Consider the following 15,839-nt stretch of genomic DNA (forward strand, 5'->3'; position numbering starts at 1 on the left):
CAGAAAAAGTCAGCCCCGGCACAAGGCCGGGGCTGAGGGTGTTACCAAGGCAAACCTTACACCAGCGAAGCGATCGCGGCGTTCAGGGTTTCACTCGGGCGCATGGCCTTGCGGGTCAGCTCGGCATCGGCGTGGTAGTAGCCACCGATGTCCACTGGCTTGCCCTGAACGGCGTTGAGTTCGGCGACGATCTTCGCCTCGTTCTCGGCCAGGGTCTTGGCCAGCGGGGCGAACTGCGCCTTGAGGGCGTCGTCGTCGTTCTGCTCGGCCAGGGCCTGGGCCCAGTACAGCGCCAGGTAGAAGTGGCTGCCGCGGTTGTCGATGTTGCCGACCTTGCGCGATGGCGACTTGTTGTTGTCGAGGAACTGGCCGGTGGCCTTGTCCAGCGTTGCGGCCAGTACCAGCGCCTTGGGGTTGTCGTAGGTGCTGCCCAGGTGCTCCAGCGAAGCGGCCAGGGCCAGGAACTCACCGAGCGAATCCCAGCGCAGGAAGTTTTCTTCCACCAACTGCTGGACGTGCTTGGGGGCCGAACCGCCAGCGCCGGTTTCGAACAGGCCACCGCCATTCATCAGCGGTACGATCGACAGCATCTTGGCGCTGGTGCCCAGTTCCATGATCGGGAACAGGTCGGTCAGGTAGTCGCGCAGCACGTTGCCGGTGACAGAAATGGTGTCCTGCCCTGCGCGAATCCGCTTGAGCGAGAACGCCATGGCATCGACCGGCGACATGATCTGGATGTCCAGGCCATTGGTGTCGTGGTCCTTGAGGTACTTCTGCACCTTTTCGATCATCACGGCGTCGTGGGCGCGCGCCGGGTCGAGCCAGAACACGGCGGGGGTGCTGCTGGCGCGGGCGCGGTTGACGGCAAGCTTGACCCAGTCCTGGATCGGCGCGTCCTTGGTCTGGCACATGCGGAACACGTCACCGGCCTCGACCTTCTGCTCCATGAGCACGCGGCCATTGCTGTCGCTGACGCGAACCACGCCATCGGCGGCGATCTGGAAGGTCTTGTCGTGGGAGCCGTACTCTTCGGCTTTCTGCGCCATCAGACCGACGTTGGGCACGCTGCCCATGGTGGTCGGATCGAAGGCACCGTGCTTCTTGCAGTCTTCGATGGCGGCCTGGTAGATGCTGGCGTAGCAGCGATCCGGGATCACCGCCTTGGTGTCCTGCAGCACGCCTTCGGCGTTCCACATCTTGCCCGAATCACGGATCATGGCCGGCATCGAGGCGTCGACGATGACGTCGCTGGGCACGTGCAGGTTGGTGATGCCTTTGTCGGAGTTGACCATGGCCAGGGCAGGGCGCGTGGCATAGACGGCCTGAACGTCGGCTTCGATCTGCGCCTGCTGTTCCGCCGGCAGCGATTTGATGCGTGCGTACAGATCGCCAATGCCGTTGTTCAGGTTGAAACCGACCTGCTCCAGCACGTCGGCGTGCTTGTCCAGCGCCTGCTGGTAGAACTCGGCGACGATCTGGCCGAACATGATCGGGTCGGAGACCTTCATCATGGTGGCCTTTAGGTGCACGGAGAACAGCACGCCTTGCTTCTTGGCGTCCTCGATCTCGGCGGCGACGAAGGCGCGCAGGGCCTTCTTGCTCAGCGCGGCGCAGTCGATGATCTCGCCAGCCAGCACCTTGGTCTTTTCCTTCAGTACGGTGGTGCTGCCGTCATTGCCGACCAGCTCGATCTTGACGCTGCCATCGGCTTCGATCAGGGCGCTTTTTTCGCTGCCGTAGAAGTCGCCGCTGCTCATGTGGGCTACATGGGACTTGGAGTCGGCCGCCCAGGCACCCATCTTGTGCGGATGCTTGCGTGCGTAGTTCTTGACCGACAGCGGGGCGCGGCGGTCGGAGTTGCCTTCGCGCAGGACCGGGTTCACGGCGCTGCCCTTGACCTTGTCGTAGCGGGCGCGGGTGTCCTTGTCGGCGTCGGATTCGGCGGTGTCCGGGTAGTCGGGCAGGTTGAAGCCCTGATCCTGCAGCTCCTTGATGGCGGCCTTGAGCTGCGGTACCGAAGCGCTGATGTTCGGCAGCTTGATGATGTTCGCTTCAGGCGTGGTGGCCAGGGTGCCCAGCTCGGCGAGATCGTCCGGGACGGGTTTGCCGGCCTGCAGACGCTCGGGGAAGCTTGAAAGGATGCGCGCTGCCAGGGAGATGTCGCGCGTCTCGACGGCGATGTCCGAGGAAGCGGTGAAGGCTTCGATGATCGGCAGCAGCGAATAGGTGGCCAGGGCTGGCGCTTCGTCGGTGAAGGTGTAGATGATCTTTGAGCGGGTGGGCATAATCGAATTAACTCTCTTCTTTGCTGAGCGTGCACAGAATCTCGAGATGCGCAGGATAGGCGCTTTCGCTCGTTGTCATCAATGAGGCGAAAAGTCGAGCATTCGTCGCGGTGATGTGGGATGCATCAGTAGAGCGTCAAGCGGTCGACCGGCAACAAACGGCCCCAAGAATGGCCCCAAGACAACTCGCACGAGCGGACCGGTCCGACCAGGGTGACCCTGTGGTCACTGCGGCAGTATACCACTGGTCGTGGCGTTGAATACTGTGTAGGGGGCACAAAGCTGCGGCGCCGGGTGCACTGGAAACACATATGCCTGAAACGAGACAGGCCATCCGTCTGGATGGCCTTTCTGTGTTTGCATCGAACCAGACGGTGGTGCAATGACGGCGAGTAAACGCTCCGGTTGCAGGGCGTGGGCCCACGGAACGCTTGCTCGCGATCACTGTGCCAGCTTGAGCATCACGCGTCCGCGGACTCCTTGGTCTGGTTGTCGGACGTGGCAGTGGCTGCTTCGGACGTTGCTGTCTGCGCCGCCTGGATTTTCACCGCGTGCAGACCCTTGGGGCCCTGGATAATGTCGAAGACCACGGCCTGACCTGCCTTCAGCGTCTTGTAGCCTTCCATACCGATGGCGGAGAAATGGGCGAAAAGATCCTCGTCCTTGCCGTCCTCGATGATGAAGCCGTAGCCCTTGGCATTGTTGAACCACTTGACTTTACCACTGTGCATACCCATATCCCTCTGCAAAGGACTCCAGCTCTGGAGTATCATCCACTTCATGCGCAATCAATCGATTGAAAAAATTTGGTTGACTGCGCGGACCTTTCTTCCCCAATGTGGGTTCTACTGTTTGTAACACCGTTTTGCCGATAGTCAAGGTCATGCGGCGGCCGAGTCAAAATTCGGTCACAAGGTCCAACCCACTACTTCTATTCGCTCAACGATGAATCTTCTTTCCATGCATGCATTCAGTCAGATTCGACTAACCTTCAATCAAGACCGCCCGCAGTCGCACGAGGACGATTCGGCAGGCATTGCCGTTCAGGAATCCAAGCCGGCATTACAGGCCCCACCGATGTACAAGGTGGTTCTATTCAACGACGACTACACCCCGATGGATTTCGTCGTCGAAATCCTCGAGGTTTTTTTCAATCTGAATCGTGAGCTGGCGACCAAGGTCATGCTGGCCGTCCACACCGAAGGACGGGCAGTATGCGGATTGTTTACCCGAGACATCGCCGAAACAAAGGCCATGCAGGTCAACCAGTACGCCAGGGAAAGCCAGCATCCGCTACTCTGTGAAATCGAGAAGGACGGTTAACGCCGACCACTTGGGTATGAGGTGAAGCTATGTTAAACCGCGAGCTCGAAGTCACGCTCAATCTTGCCTTCAAGGAAGCCCGCTCCAAGCGTCATGAATTCATGACCGTGGAGCACCTTCTGCTGGCGCTATTGGACAACGAGGCAGCCGCCACCGTTTTGCGGGCGTGCGGCGCCAATCTCGACAAACTCAAACACGACCTGCAGGAGTTCATCGACTCCACCACGCCGTTGATCCCCGTGCATGACGAGGATCGCGAGACCCAGCCGACCCTGGGCTTCCAGCGTGTGCTGCAGCGCGCCGTGTTCCACGTGCAAAGTTCGGGCAAGCGAGAAGTCACCGGCGCCAACGTGCTGGTGGCGATCTTCAGCGAACAGGAAAGCCAGGCCGTGTTCCTGCTCAAGCAGCAGAGCGTGGCCCGAATCGATGTGGTCAACTACATCGCCCACGGCATTTCCAAGGTACCGGGCCACGGCGACAGTTCCGAAGGCGAGCAGGAGATGCAGGATGAGGAAGGTGGTGACACCTCCACGTCGAGCAACCCGCTGGACGCCTATGCCAGCAACCTAAACGAACTGGCACGCCAGGGCCGCATCGATCCGCTGGTAGGGCGCGAGATCGAGGTCGAGCGCGTTGCGCAGATCCTCGCCCGTCGCCGCAAGAACAACCCGTTGCTGGTGGGCGAGGCAGGCGTGGGCAAGACGGCCATCGCCGAGGGCTTGGCCAAGCGCATCGTCGACAGTCAGGTGCCCGACCTGCTCGCCAACAGCGTCGTGTATTCCCTCGACCTGGGTGCGTTGCTGGCCGGCACCAAGTACCGCGGTGATTTCGAGAAGCGCTTCAAGGCGTTGCTCGGTGAGCTGAAGAAGCGTCCGCAAGCCATCTTGTTCATCGACGAGATCCACACCATCATCGGTGCGGGCGCGGCGTCGGGCGGGGTGATGGACGCCTCCAACCTGCTTAAGCCACTGCTGTCCTCCGGGGATATCCGTTGCATCGGTTCGACCACGTTCCAGGAATTCCGCGGCATCTTCGAGAAGGACCGTGCCCTGGCACGACGCTTCCAGAAAGTCGATGTGTCCGAGCCTTCGGTGGAAGACACTATCGGTATCCTGCGCGGCCTCAAGGGGCGTTTCGAGCAGCACCACAACATCGAGTACAGCGACGAGGCGTTGCGTGCCGCTGCGGAGTTGGCTTCGCGCTACATCAATGACCGGCACATGCCCGACAAGGCTATCGACGTCATCGATGAGGCCGGTGCCTATCAGCGTCTGCAACCTGAAGCCAATCGGGTCAAGCGCATCGAAGTGCCTCAGGTCGAGGACATCGTGGCCAAGATCGCGCGGATTCCGCCAAAGCATGTGACCAGCTCCGACAAGGAACTGCTGCGTAATCTGGAGCGTGATCTCAAGCTCACCGTATTCGGCCAGGACGCTGCCATCGATTCGCTGGCCACCGCCATCAAGCTTTCGCGTGCGGGCCTCAAGGCGCCGGACAAGCCGGTCGGCTCGTTCCTGTTCGCAGGTCCCACCGGTGTGGGCAAGACCGAGGCTGCGCGGCAGTTGGCCAAGGCGCTGGGCGTGGAGTTGGTGCGCTTCGACATGTCCGAGTACATGGAGCGTCATACCGTTTCACGTCTGATCGGTGCGCCGCCCGGCTACGTTGGTTTCGACCAGGGCGGGTTGCTGACCGAGGCCATCACCAAGCAGCCGCACTGTGTGCTGTTGCTCGATGAAATCGAGAAGGCTCACCCTGAAGTTTTCAACCTGCTGCTGCAGGTGATGGACCACGGGACCCTTACCGACAATAACGGTCGCAAGGCGGACTTCCGCAACGTGATCCTCATCATGACCACCAACGCCGGTGCCGAAACCGCTGCACGTGCCTCGATCGGGTTTACCCATCAGGACCACTCTTCGGACGCCATGGAAGTGATCAAGAAGAGCTTCACGCCCGAGTTCCGCAACCGTCTGGACACCATCATCCAGTTTGGCCGCCTGAGCCACGAAGTCATCAAGAGTGTGGTCGACAAGTTCCTCACCGAGCTTCAGGCGCAGCTGGAAGACAAGCGTGTGCAACTGGAAGTCACCGACGCCGCTCGCGGCTGGTTGGCGGCCGGTGGCTACGACGTGCAGATGGGCGCGCGGCCGATGGCGCGCTTGATTCAGGACAAGATCAAGCGGCCGTTGGCGGAAGAAATCCTGTTCGGCGAGTTGGCCGAGCATGGCGGCGTGGTGCACATCGACATCAAGGACGGCGAGCTGACCTTCGATTTCGAGACCACGGCTGAGATGGCATGACGGCCTGACGCGGCTCGCGCCGCTGCTACATGGGTTTGTATGATCCCTGTAGCAGCGGCGCAAGTCGCGTAGCTTTTAATGTCCAAACCCTGCGCACACAAAAACGCCCGGCAATGCCGGGCGTTTTCATGTGTCTCGGTTCAGCGAGCGCGGTAGGTGATGCGCCCTTTGCTCAAATCATAGGGCGTCAGTTCAACACGCACCTTGTCACCGGTCAGAATACGAATGTAGTTCTTGCGCATCTTGCCGGAGATATGCGCGGTTACGACGTGCCCGTTTTCCAACTCCACGCGAAACATGGTGTTGGGCAGGGTGTCGACGACAGTGCCTTCCATTTCGAAGCTGTCTTCTTTCGACATGCAGTAAAACCCTCGGTATCCAGTTGATGGCCCGGTGCAACTGCGCCAGGCAAAAGCGGCGTGCATTGTGCCCGAAAAAGGGGGCTCAAGCCAAGGGGTTCAGTTAAGAGTCACCCATCTCTGGTTGATAAGCAGCTCGATCGGGCGATATTGGGTCTTGTAATTCATCTTTTGACAGTTCTTGATCCAGTACCCCAGATACACCGCATCCAGATTCAAGCGACGGGCTTCCTCGATCTGCCAGAGAATCGCCAGGCGGCCCAGACTGCGGCGCTCCTCGGTCGGTTCGTAGAAGGTGTACACGGCAGACAGGCCGTTGGGCAGTACGTCGGTCACAGCAACCGCCACCAGCTTCCCCTCCAGGCGGAATTCGTAAAAGCGGGAAAAGGGCAGGTCGCGCACCAGGAAGGTCGAGAATTGATCCCGGCTGGGCGGAAACATGTCGCCGTCGGCGTGACGCTGCTCGATGTAACGCTGGTACAGATCGAAATACTCTTCGGTGAAGCGCGGAGTGGCGCAGGTCACCTGCACGTCGGGGTTGCGCTTGAGGATGCGTTTCTGCTGGCGTGAAGGGGTGAAGCCTGCTGTCGGGATGCGCGCCGGCACGCAGGCGCTGCAGCGCTGGCAGTGCGGCCGGTAGAGATGGTCGCCGCTGCGGCGGAAACCCATTTCCGAGAGGTCAGCGTAGACATTGACGTCCATCGGCTGGCTCGGATCGAGAAACAAGGTCGTGGCTTGCTCGTCGGGCAGGTAGCTGCACGAATGGGGTTGAGTGGCATAGAACTTCAAGCGCGCCAACTCAGTCATGATGGACCCTCGGAATGAAACCAGTACGTTCAGTGTATGCCAGTGCTGGATAACTCGCCTAGCGCCGCCACGTCGCGCTGTTGGGCTGGTTCAGGTATTGGTTCAGATAGTCGGCAAATGTCTCGCGGGCAATGCTTCGGGCACCCAGGCTGTGCAGATGGTCTGTCGGCATCTGGCAATCGATCAGCACGAACCCGGCTTGCTGCAGGTGTTCGACCAAGGTCACGAAACCGACCTTCGAGGCATTGTCGGCACGGCTGAACATCGACTCGCCGAAGAACAGCCGGCCCATCGCCAGGCCGTAGAGCCCGCCCACCAGCGCATCGCCGTCCCACACTTCGACCGAGTGGGCGTGACCCTGCTCGTGCAGGGCAAGGTAGGCACGTTGCATGTCGTCGGTGATCCAGGTCCCGTCCGTGTAGTTCCGTGGCCCGGCGCACTCGGCAATCACTGCCGCGAAGTCACGGTCGAACGTGACCCTGAAACAGCCCTGGCGCAGCACTTTGCGCAGGCTGCGGGAAACGTGCACTTCGGCGGGCAGCAGCACGGTGCGCGGGTCGGGTGACCACCACAGAATCGGTTGGCCTTCCTCGAACCAGGGGAAGCAGCCGTGCCTGTAGGCCTGGATCAGGCGCTCGGGACTGAGGTCGCCGCCAGCGGCGAGCAGGCCGTTGGGCTCGCGCATGGCTTTGCTCAGGGGTGGAAAGACCAATTCGTTTCGTTTGAGCCAAGTCAGCATGGTTGTTCGCTACGGCAGGGGAGGGTGGTACGGGTGGGCGATGGGTTCATCCTGCCATGATCCGGCTGGCCCGCCAACGTGCACCGCCGATGCAGCGCGGTCTGCCTGCACGATACCGGACAGGATTGGGGTGGCCGCTTTCATGTAACTTTTCTGCGCTTTTGCAGTCCCACGTGACTGTTCTTCAAGATCCGCGCGTAAGGTCTTGTCGGCAAAGGCAATGTGCGGTCGAATCAACCGATGATTCGGTTCGACGACGGTGTCCGAAAGCGCACGGCGGCAGATGCTCATATTGCGGATGCGCGAATTGCCGACAAACCCGTACAATGCAATCTTTGCAGGGCCCGTTCCCAACCGATACTGGCCATTTGCTGTGTTTTTAGTCATTCATCAGTTGCGCGCTCCAACAGGCGCAGGAAATCAAGCGTTTTGAAGAAATCCACTGCCTCATCCGCTCCCGCATCGGTGCCTGTCTGGCGTCAGCAGATGCACTACCGCCTCAAGGAAGGCGCCCTGATCGCCATGGGCGCGCTGTGCCTGTATCTGTGGATGGCGTTGTTGACCTACGACCAGACCGATCCGGGCTGGAGCCATACCAGCAGCAACATGGACCAAGTGCAGAACGCTGCAGGCCGCGCCGGTGCGTTCGCCGCCGATATTCTGTTCATGGTGCTGGGTTATTTCGCCTACATCTTCCCGCTGTTGCTGGCCGTCAAGACCTGGCAGATCTTCCGTCAGCGCCATGAGCCCTGGCAGTGGAGCGGCTGGCTGTTCTCGTGGCGCCTGATCGGCCTGGTGTTCCTGATTCTCTCCGGCGCGGCGCTGGCGCACATTCATTTCCATTCCGCCGGCAGCCTGCCCGCGTCAGCCGGGGGTGCGCTGGGCGAAAGCCTGGGCAACCTGGCGCTCAGTGCCCTGAACATCCAGGGCAGTACCCTGCTGTTCATCGCGTTGTTCCTGTTCGGTCTGACGGTATTCACCGACCTGTCCTGGTTCAAGGTCATGGACATGACCGGCAAGATCACCCTCGATCTGCTCGAACTCATGCAGGGCTCAGTCACCCGCTGGTGGGCGGCGCGTGCCGAACGCAAGCAACTGGTGGCCCAACTGCGCGAAGTGGACGAGCCAGCCTACGCCGCGCCGCGGATGAGCGAACCGCGGGATCTGGCCAAGCCCAAGCCCGCTCGGCCTTTGCCGGTGGAACCGACGCTGTCGAGCCAGCCGAGTCCGCAGCCTCGTCCCGTGGCGCCGATCATGCCGGCCTCCTCGGTCGCAACCAATCCTGCACCGGCTCAGATCGCGCCGAGCCAGCCTGCGCGACCTGCGGTGCCGATCAAGCCGTTGAGCGAAGAAAGCAGCCTCGGCGCATCCAGTGCCAAGCCTGCCGAGCAGAGCGCGCGGGTGCAGAAGGAGAAACAGGCGTCGTTGTTCGTCGACAGCGCCGTGCAGGGTACGCTGCCGCCGATTTCCATCCTCGACCCGGCCGAGCAGAAGAAGGTCAACTACTCGCCCGAGTCGCTCGCGGCTGTCGGGCAGTTACTGGAGGTCAAGCTCAAGGAATTCGGCGTGGAAGTGACCGTCGATTCCATCCACCCCGGCCCGGTCATCACCCGCTACGAGATTCAGCCTGCGGCCGGCGTCAAGGTCAGCCGGATTTCCAACCTGGCCAAGGATCTGGCGCGTTCGCTGGCCGTGTTGAGCGTACGGGTGGTCGAAGTCATTCCCGGCAAGACCACCGTGGGTATCGAGATTCCCAACGAAGACCGGCAGATCGTGCGCTTTTCCGAAGTGCTGTCCTCGCCCCAGTACGATCAGGCCACGTCGCCCGTCACCATGGCCCTGGGTCATGACATCGGCGGCAAGCCGGTCATCACCGACCTGGCGAAGATGCCGCACCTGCTGGTAGCCGGTACCACCGGTTCCGGTAAGTCGGTGGGCGTGAACGCGATGATCCTGTCGATTCTGTTCAAGTCGGGTCCTGAAGACGCCAAGCTGATCATGATCGACCCCAAGATGCTCGAGCTGTCGATCTACGAAGGCATTCCGCATTTGCTGTGCCCGGTGGTCACCGACATGAAGGACGCGGCCAACGCGCTGCGCTGGAGCGTGGCCGAGATGGAGCGGCGCTACAAGCTCATGGCTGCCATGGGCGTGCGCAACCTGGCGGGCTTCAACCGCAAGATCAAGGATGCCGAAGAGGCTGGCGAACCGCTGAGTGACCCGCTGTACAAGCGTGAAAGCATTCACGACGAGGCGCCGTTGCTCAAGACCCTGCCGACCATCGTGGTGGTGGTGGACGAATTCGCCGACATGATGATGATCGTCGGCAAGAAGGTCGAAGAGTTGATCGCCCGTATCGCCCAGAAGGCCCGTGCTGCCGGTATCCACCTGATCCTGGCCACCCAGCGACCGTCGGTGGATGTCATCACCGGCCTGATCAAGGCCAACATTCCGACCCGTATGGCGTTCCAGGTGTCGAGCAAGATCGACTCGCGGACCATCATCGACCAGGGTGGCGCCGAACAACTGCTGGGTCACGGTGACATGCTCTACATGCCGCCAGGCACCAGTCTGCCGATTCGCGTACATGGCGCCTTCGTTTCCGACGAAGAAGTACACCGCGTGGTCGAGGCCTGGAAGCAGCGGGGCGTGCCGGATTACAACGAAGACATCCTGGCCGGCGTCGAAGAGGCCGGCAGTGGCTTCGAAAACAGCGGCGGTGGCGGTGACGGTGACGACAGCGAGAGCGATGCGCTTTACGACGAAGCGGTGAACTTCGTCCTCGAAAGCCGTCGCGCGTCCATCTCGGCAGTGCAGCGCAAGCTCAAGATCGGCTACAACCGCGCGGCGCGGATGATCGAGTCGATGGAAATGGCCGGTGTGGTCACGCCGATGAATACCAATGGCTCGCGCGAAGTGATCGCGCCGGGCCCGATGCGCGACTGATGCAACGCTCGCGCCTTACCCTAGAACGAGGATTCCCATGCGCCTGATTCGCATGCTGTTGGTTTCTGCTTTGGCCCTGTCCAGCCTGTCGGTGCATGCCGACCAGAAGGACGTGGCGCGCTTGACGCAACTGCTGGAAAAGTCCCAGACGTTGACCGCCCGCTTTTCCCAGTTGACCCTGGATGGCAGCGGTACCCAGTTGCAGGAAACCGCTGGGGAGATGGCCCTGCAGCGCCCTGGCCTGTTCAACTGGCACACCGATGCGCCCCAGGAACAGCTGATGGTTTCCGACGGCAAGAAAGTCTCGCTGTGGGACCCGGACCTGGAGCAGGTCACCATCAAGAATCTCGACCAGCGCCTGACCCAGACCCCGGCACTGCTGTTGTCTGGTGACGTGTCCAAGATCAGCCAGAGCTTCGACATCAGCGCCAAGGAAGCCGGTGACGTGATCGATTTTGTGCTCAAGCCCAAGACGCGTGACACCTTGTTCGACTCGCTGCGCCTGTCGTTCCGCAAGGGCATGATCAACGACATGCAGTTGATCGACAGCGTTGGCCAGCGCACCAATATCCTCTTCATGAACGTCAAGGCCAACGAGCCGATCGCTGCCAGCAAGTTCAAGTTCGACATCCCCAAAGGGGCGGACGTGATCCAGGAATAATTCGAGGTCGATTGCCAGCCCATGGACCTGTTTCGCAGCGATCCCATCGCCCAGCCGCTGGCTGCCCGCCTGCGCGCAAGCAACCTGGACGAATATGTCGGCCAGGAGCATCTGCTCGCCCGTGGCAAGCCGTTGCGCGAAGCGTTGGAGCAGGGCGCCCTGCACTCGATGATCTTCTGGGGTCCGCCGGGCGTGGGCAAGACCACCCTGGCGCGGCTGCTGGCGAAAGTCTCGGACGCGCACTTCGAAACCGTCTCGGCGGTGCTGGCCGGGGTCAAGGAGATTCGCCAGGCGGTCGAGGTGGCCAAGCAGCAGGCCGGTCAGTACGGCCGTCGCACGATTCTGTTCGTCGACGAAGTGCATCGCTTCAACAAGTCCCAGCAGGATGCCTTCCTGCCCTATGTGGAAGACGGCACGCTGATCTTCATCGGTGCCACCACCGAGAATCCTTCCTTCGAGCTCAATAACGCCTTGCTCTCGCGGGCTCGTGTCTACGTGCTCAAGAGCCTGGACGAGGCGGCCCTGCGGCGTCTGGTCGATCGCGCGCTGAATGAGGAGCGGGGTTTGGGCAAGCGTCGGCTGCGCCTGGGTGACGAAGCCTTCGCCATGCTCATGGCGGCCGCCGACGGTGATGGGCGCCGCGTGCTCAACTTGCTGGAGAATGCGTCGGACCTCGCCGAAGACGGCGAGGAAATCGGCACCGAACTGTTGCAGAGCCTGCTGGGCGACACCCGTCGGCGTTTCGACAAGGGCGGCGAGGCGTTCTACGACCAGATCTCGGCCCTGCACAAGTCAGTGCGCGGTTCCAATCCGGATGCGTCGCTGTACTGGTTCGCGCGCATGCTCGACGGCGGTTGCGACCCGCTCTACCTGGCGCGGCGCGTGGTGCGGATGGCCAGCGAAGACATCGGCAATGCCGATCCGCGCGCGTTGCCCCTGTGCCTGTCGGCGTGGGACGTGCAGGAGCGCCTGGGCAGTCCGGAGGGCGAGTTGGCCGTAGCCCAGGCGATCGTCTATCTAGCGTGCGCGCCCAAGAGCAACGCTGTGTACATGGGCTTCAAGGCGGCCATGCGCGAAGCAGCCGAGCACGGTTCCCTGGAAGTGCCGCTGCACCTGCGCAACGCCCCGACCAAGTTGATGAAGCAGTTGGGCTATGGCGACGAGTACCGCTACGCCCACGACGAGCCCGACGCCTACGCGGCCGGCGAGGACTATTTCCCCGAACAACTGAGCCCGCGCCACTACTACCGACCTGTGCCCCGCGGCCTGGAATTGAAGATCGGCGAGAAGCTCAAACACCTGTCCAGCCTGGACGACAATAGCCCCCGACGGCGGAGAACCGAGTGATCCCGACCATCATCGCGGTCTCCCTGGGTGGGGTGGTCGGCACCTTGCTGCGGCTGTTTACCGCCACCTACATCAATGCGAACTGGCCACGCCTGTTCTATACCGGTACGCTGGCCGTCAATATTGTCGGCTGCCTGATCATCGGCTACCTGTACGGCCTGTTCATGATTCGCCCGGACATTCCGGTCGAAATCCGTTCGGGACTGATGGTGGGGTTCGTGGGCGGCCTGACCACCTTTTCCTCATTTTCGCTGGACACCGTGCGCTTGCTCGAAAGCGGCCAGGGACTGGTTGCCATGGGCTACTGCGCAGTGAGCGTATTCGGCGGCCTGCTGGCCACCTGGGCCGGCCTGGCACTGACTAAAATCTGACCAATACTGATAAACGAGAGACCGACATGCTCGATTCCAAACTGTTACGTAGCCAGCTTCAGGACGTAGCGGATCGCCTTGCCAGCCGTGGCTATGTCCTAGATGTGGCACGCATCGAGGCGCTGGAAGCCCAGCGCAAGACCGTGCAGACCCGCACCGAGCAACTGCAGGCCGAACGCAACGCGCTGTCCAAGTCCATTGGCCAGGTCATGAAGAGCGGCGGCGACGTCGACGCGTTGAAGGCGCAGGTCGAGTCCATCGCCGAAGAATTGGGCCGCGGCAAGGTCGAGCTGGAGCAATTGCAGGGTGAGCTGGACGGTATCGCCCTGGGCATTCCCAACCTGCCCCACGAATCGGTCCCGGTCGGCGAAGACGAAGACGGCAACGTCGAAGTCCGTCGCTGGGGTACGCCTGCCACCTTCGACTTCCCGGTGCAGGACCACGTCGCGCTGGGTGGCAAGACCGGCGGCCTGGATTTCGAAACGGCGGCCAAGCTGTCCGGTGCGCGCTTTGCCATCATGCGCGGCCCTATCGCTCGCCTGCACCGTGCCCTGGCGCAGTTCATGATCAACCTGCACGTCAGCGAGCATGGCTACGAAGAAGCCTACACCCCGTACCTGGTCCAGGCACCGGCCTTGCAGGGCACCGGCCAGTTGCCCAAGTTCGAGGAAGACCTGTTCAAGATCAGCCGTGACGGCGAGGCCGATCTGTATCTGATTCCAACGGCCGAAGTGTCGCTGACCAACATCGTGGCCGGCGAGATCCTCGACGTCAAACAGCTGCCCCTCAAGTTCGTTGCCCATACTCCGTGCTTCCGCAGCGAAGCCGGTGCGTCGGGGCGCGACACCCGTGGCATGATCCGCCAGCACCAGTTCGACAAGGTCGAGATGGTCCAGGTGGTCGAGCCGTCCAAGTCCATGGAAGCGCTGGAAAGCCTGACTGCCAACGCCGAACGGGTGTTGCAGGCCCTGGAGCTGCCGTACCGCGTCCTGGCGCTGTGCACCGGCGACATGGGTTTCAGCGCCGTGAAGACCTACGACCTGGAAGTCTGGGTGCCGAGCCAGGACAAGTACCGCGAGATTTCCTCGTGTTCCAACACCGGTGATTTCCAGGCGCGCCGCATGCAGGCCCGCTTCCGCAATCCGGAAACCGGCAAGCCTGAACTGGTGCACACCTTGAACGGCTCGGGCCTGGCGGTCGGTCGTACCCTGGTGGCGGTGCTGGAAAACTATCAGCAGGCCGACGGCAGCATCCGCGTGCCCGAGGTTCTCAAGCCTTACATGGGCGGCCTCGAGGTCATCGGCTAAATGGAGTTCCTACCGCTTTTCCACAAACTGCGCGACAGCCAGGTCCTGGTGGTGGGCGGGGGCGAGATCGCCCTGCGCAAGTCGCGCCTGCTGGCCGAAGCGGGCGCGGTGCTGCGGGTGGTTGCGCCGAGCATCGATCCGCAACTGGCCGAGCTGGTGCGCGGCAGCGGCGGACAGATGCTCGACCGAGGCTACCTGAGCCACGACCTGGACGGCTGTCAGCTGGTGATTGCCGCCACCGACGATGAACCGCTCAACGCCCAGGTGTCGGCCGATGCCCGCGCGCGCTGCGTCCCGGTCAACGTGGTCGACGCTCCGGCGCTGTGCACGGTGATCTTCCCAGCCATCGTCGATCGCTCGCCGTTGGTGGTGGCGGTCTCCAGTGGGGGTGACGCGCCCGTGCTGGCCCGTCTGATCCGCGCCAAGCTGGAAACCTGGATTCCCTCGACCTATGGCGAGCTGGCCGGCCTGGCGGCGCGCTTTCGGCAGAAGGTCAAGGCGTTGTACCCGGACGTCACTCAGCGCCGTGCGTTCTGGGAGGAAGTGTTCCAGGGCCCAATCGCCGACCGTCAACTGGCCGGGCAGGGCGCCGAGGCCGAGCGCATGCTGCAGGCCAAGGTCGACGGCGCGCCGCCCCATGCGCCCGGTGAGGTGTACCTAGTGGGCGCGGGGCCTGGCGATCCGGACCTGTTGACCTTCCGTGCTCTGCGCTTGATGCAGCAGGCCGACGTGGTGCTGTACGACCGCCTGGTCGCGCCGGCGATTCTCGATTTGTGCCGCCGCGACGCCGAGCGTGTGTACGTCGGCAAGCGTCGCGCCGAGCACGCCCTGCCGCAGGAACAGATCAACCAGCAGCTCGTGGCGCTGGCCCAGCAGGGCAAGCGTGTGCTGCGCCTCAAAGGCGGCGATCCGTTCATCTTCGGTCGTGGCGGTGAAGAGATCGAAGAGCTCGCCGCTCACGGTATTCCCTTCCAGGTGGTGCCCGGCATCACTGCGGCCAGTGGTTGTGCGGCCTATGCCGGGATTCCGCTGACCCACCGCGACTACGCGCAATCGGTGCGCTTCGTTACCGGGCACCTCAAGAACAACACCAGCGACCTGCCCTGGCACGATCTGGTGTCACCGGGGCAGACGCTGGTGTTCTACATGGGCCTGATCGGTTTGCCGATCATCTGTGAAGAGCTGATCCGCCACGGGCGTGGCGCGGATACACCGGCGGCGTTGATCCAGCAGGGCACCACAGTGAACCAGCGGGTATTTACGGGCACGCTGGCGGATCTGCCACGCATGGTTGCCGAGCACGAAGTGCATGCTCCGACCTTGGTGATCGTGGGTGAAGTAGTGGTGCTGCGGGAAAAACTCGCCTGGTTCGACGGCGCGCAATACCGCTGAGC

At 62.1% G+C, this 15,839-nt stretch carries 14 protein-coding genes; 8 read left to right on the plus strand and 6 right to left on the minus strand.

Going from position 1 to position 15,839, the window contains the following annotated elements:
- Positions 1-56: 56 nt before the first annotated feature.
- Together ASF66_RS01935 and cspD are read right to left on the minus strand one after the other, a co-directional pair.
- Positions 57-2,285: an NADP-dependent isocitrate dehydrogenase gene (locus ASF66_RS01935; RefSeq protein ID WP_056842494.1), complete on the minus strand. Its 2,229-nt coding sequence runs from the start codon at positions 2,283-2,285 to the stop codon at positions 57-59.
- A gap of 461 nt (positions 2,286-2,746) precedes the next feature.
- Positions 2,747-3,016 carry a cold shock domain-containing protein CspD gene (gene cspD, locus ASF66_RS22825; protein ID WP_049860221.1) on the minus strand — a complete coding sequence of 90 codons (270 nt, stop codon included), beginning with the start codon at positions 3,014-3,016 and terminating at the stop codon, positions 2,747-2,749.
- A gap of 229 nt (positions 3,017-3,245) precedes the next feature.
- On the opposite strand from cspD, the gene clpS reads away from it, so the two are divergent.
- Positions 3,246-3,608: an ATP-dependent Clp protease adapter ClpS gene (clpS, locus tag ASF66_RS01945; protein ID WP_043190060.1), complete on the plus strand. Its 363-nt coding sequence runs from the start codon at positions 3,246-3,248 to the stop codon at positions 3,606-3,608.
- 29 nt (positions 3,609-3,637) lie between these two features.
- Positions 3,638-5,908 carry an ATP-dependent Clp protease ATP-binding subunit ClpA gene (clpA, locus tag ASF66_RS01950; protein WP_049860104.1) on the plus strand — a complete coding sequence of 757 codons (2,271 nt, stop codon included), beginning with the start codon at positions 3,638-3,640 and terminating at the stop codon, positions 5,906-5,908.
- Positions 5,909-6,048: 140 nt separating this feature from the next.
- Here the strand turns inward: clpA and infA are convergent, their stop codons facing one another.
- The 4 genes from infA to ASF66_RS22390 form a co-directional block, all read right to left on the minus strand.
- Entirely contained in the window at positions 6,049-6,267 is a 219-nt protein-coding gene (gene infA / locus ASF66_RS01955; protein WP_002553999.1) for a translation initiation factor IF-1, read from the minus strand.
- A gap of 99 nt (positions 6,268-6,366) precedes the next feature.
- Complete coding sequence (locus tag ASF66_RS01960; protein ID WP_056842495.1) at positions 6,367-7,074, minus strand: arginyltransferase; 708 nt, start codon at positions 7,072-7,074, stop codon at positions 6,367-6,369.
- Between the two features lie 58 nt (positions 7,075-7,132).
- The gene (gene aat / locus ASF66_RS01965) at positions 7,133-7,813 is read right to left on the minus strand and encodes a leucyl/phenylalanyl-tRNA--protein transferase (RefSeq protein WP_056842496.1); all 681 of its coding nucleotides are present in this window, start codon (positions 7,811-7,813) and stop codon (positions 7,133-7,135) included.
- A gap of 9 nt (positions 7,814-7,822) precedes the next feature.
- Complete coding sequence (locus tag ASF66_RS22390) at positions 7,823-8,200, minus strand: hypothetical protein (protein ID WP_156463110.1); 378 nt, start codon at positions 8,198-8,200, stop codon at positions 7,823-7,825.
- A 42-nt stretch (positions 8,201-8,242) separates the two neighbouring features.
- Between ASF66_RS22390 and ASF66_RS01970 the strand changes: the two genes are divergently transcribed.
- From ASF66_RS01970 to cysG, 6 genes are read left to right on the plus strand one after another with little or no spacing between them, the layout of a single operon-like run.
- Positions 8,243-10,759, plus strand: a complete 2,517-nt coding sequence (locus ASF66_RS01970) for a DNA translocase FtsK (protein WP_082484384.1) — start codon at positions 8,243-8,245, stop codon at positions 10,757-10,759.
- Between the two features lie 37 nt (positions 10,760-10,796).
- Complete coding sequence (gene lolA / locus ASF66_RS01975) at positions 10,797-11,420, plus strand: outer membrane lipoprotein chaperone LolA (RefSeq protein WP_049860108.1); 624 nt, start codon at positions 10,797-10,799, stop codon at positions 11,418-11,420.
- A 21-nt stretch (positions 11,421-11,441) separates the two neighbouring features.
- The gene (locus ASF66_RS01980; protein WP_049860109.1) at positions 11,442-12,767 is read left to right on the plus strand and encodes a replication-associated recombination protein A; all 1,326 of its coding nucleotides are present in this window, start codon (positions 11,442-11,444) and stop codon (positions 12,765-12,767) included.
- Complete coding sequence (crcB, locus tag ASF66_RS01985; RefSeq protein ID WP_049860110.1) at positions 12,764-13,138, plus strand: fluoride efflux transporter CrcB; 375 nt, start codon at positions 12,764-12,766, stop codon at positions 13,136-13,138. Before ASF66_RS01980 ends, crcB begins: the two co-directional genes overlap by 4 nt.
- A gap of 26 nt (positions 13,139-13,164) precedes the next feature.
- Positions 13,165-14,445 carry a serine--tRNA ligase gene (serS, locus tag ASF66_RS01990; RefSeq protein ID WP_049860111.1) on the plus strand — a complete coding sequence of 427 codons (1,281 nt, stop codon included), beginning with the start codon at positions 13,165-13,167 and terminating at the stop codon, positions 14,443-14,445.
- Positions 14,446-15,837, plus strand: coding sequence for a siroheme synthase CysG (gene cysG, locus ASF66_RS01995; RefSeq protein WP_056842498.1), 1,392 nt, complete (start codon positions 14,446-14,448; stop codon positions 15,835-15,837).
- The last annotated feature ends 2 nt before the right edge of the window (positions 15,838-15,839 follow it).

It is taken from the genome of Pseudomonas sp. Leaf129 (assembly GCF_001423465.1).
Taxonomy (GTDB): Bacteria; Pseudomonadota; Gammaproteobacteria; order Pseudomonadales; family Pseudomonadaceae; genus Aquipseudomonas; species Aquipseudomonas coleopterorum.

What these genes read in the sequence shown, in the direction of transcription:
- cspD (WP_049860221.1), bottom strand. Translation starts at nt 3,016, where the DNA reads ATGCACAGTGGTAAAGTCAAGTGGTTCAACAATGCCAAGGGCTACGGC.
- lolA (WP_049860108.1), top strand. Translation starts at nt 10,797, where the DNA reads ATGCGCCTGATTCGCATGCTGTTGGTTTCTGCTTTGGCCCTGTCCAGC.
- aat (WP_056842496.1), bottom strand. Translation starts at nt 7,813, where the DNA reads ATGCTGACTTGGCTCAAACGAAACGAATTGGTCTTTCCACCCCTGAGC.
- clpS (WP_043190060.1), top strand. Translation starts at nt 3,246, where the DNA reads ATGCATGCATTCAGTCAGATTCGACTAACCTTCAATCAAGACCGCCCG.
- infA (WP_002553999.1), bottom strand. Translation starts at nt 6,267, where the DNA reads ATGTCGAAAGAAGACAGCTTCGAAATGGAAGGCACTGTCGTCGACACC.
- ASF66_RS22390 (WP_156463110.1), bottom strand. Translation starts at nt 8,200, where the DNA reads ATGACTAAAAACACAGCAAATGGCCAGTATCGGTTGGGAACGGGCCCT.
- ASF66_RS01935 (WP_056842494.1), bottom strand. Translation starts at nt 2,285, where the DNA reads ATGCCCACCCGCTCAAAGATCATCTACACCTTCACCGACGAAGCGCCA.
- serS (WP_049860111.1), top strand. Translation starts at nt 13,165, where the DNA reads ATGCTCGATTCCAAACTGTTACGTAGCCAGCTTCAGGACGTAGCGGAT.
- clpA (WP_049860104.1), top strand. Translation starts at nt 3,638, where the DNA reads ATGTTAAACCGCGAGCTCGAAGTCACGCTCAATCTTGCCTTCAAGGAA.
- cysG (WP_056842498.1), top strand. Translation starts at nt 14,446, where the DNA reads ATGGAGTTCCTACCGCTTTTCCACAAACTGCGCGACAGCCAGGTCCTG.
- ASF66_RS01980 (WP_049860109.1), top strand. Translation starts at nt 11,442, where the DNA reads ATGGACCTGTTTCGCAGCGATCCCATCGCCCAGCCGCTGGCTGCCCGC.
- ASF66_RS01960 (WP_056842495.1), bottom strand. Translation starts at nt 7,074, where the DNA reads ATGACTGAGTTGGCGCGCTTGAAGTTCTATGCCACTCAACCCCATTCG.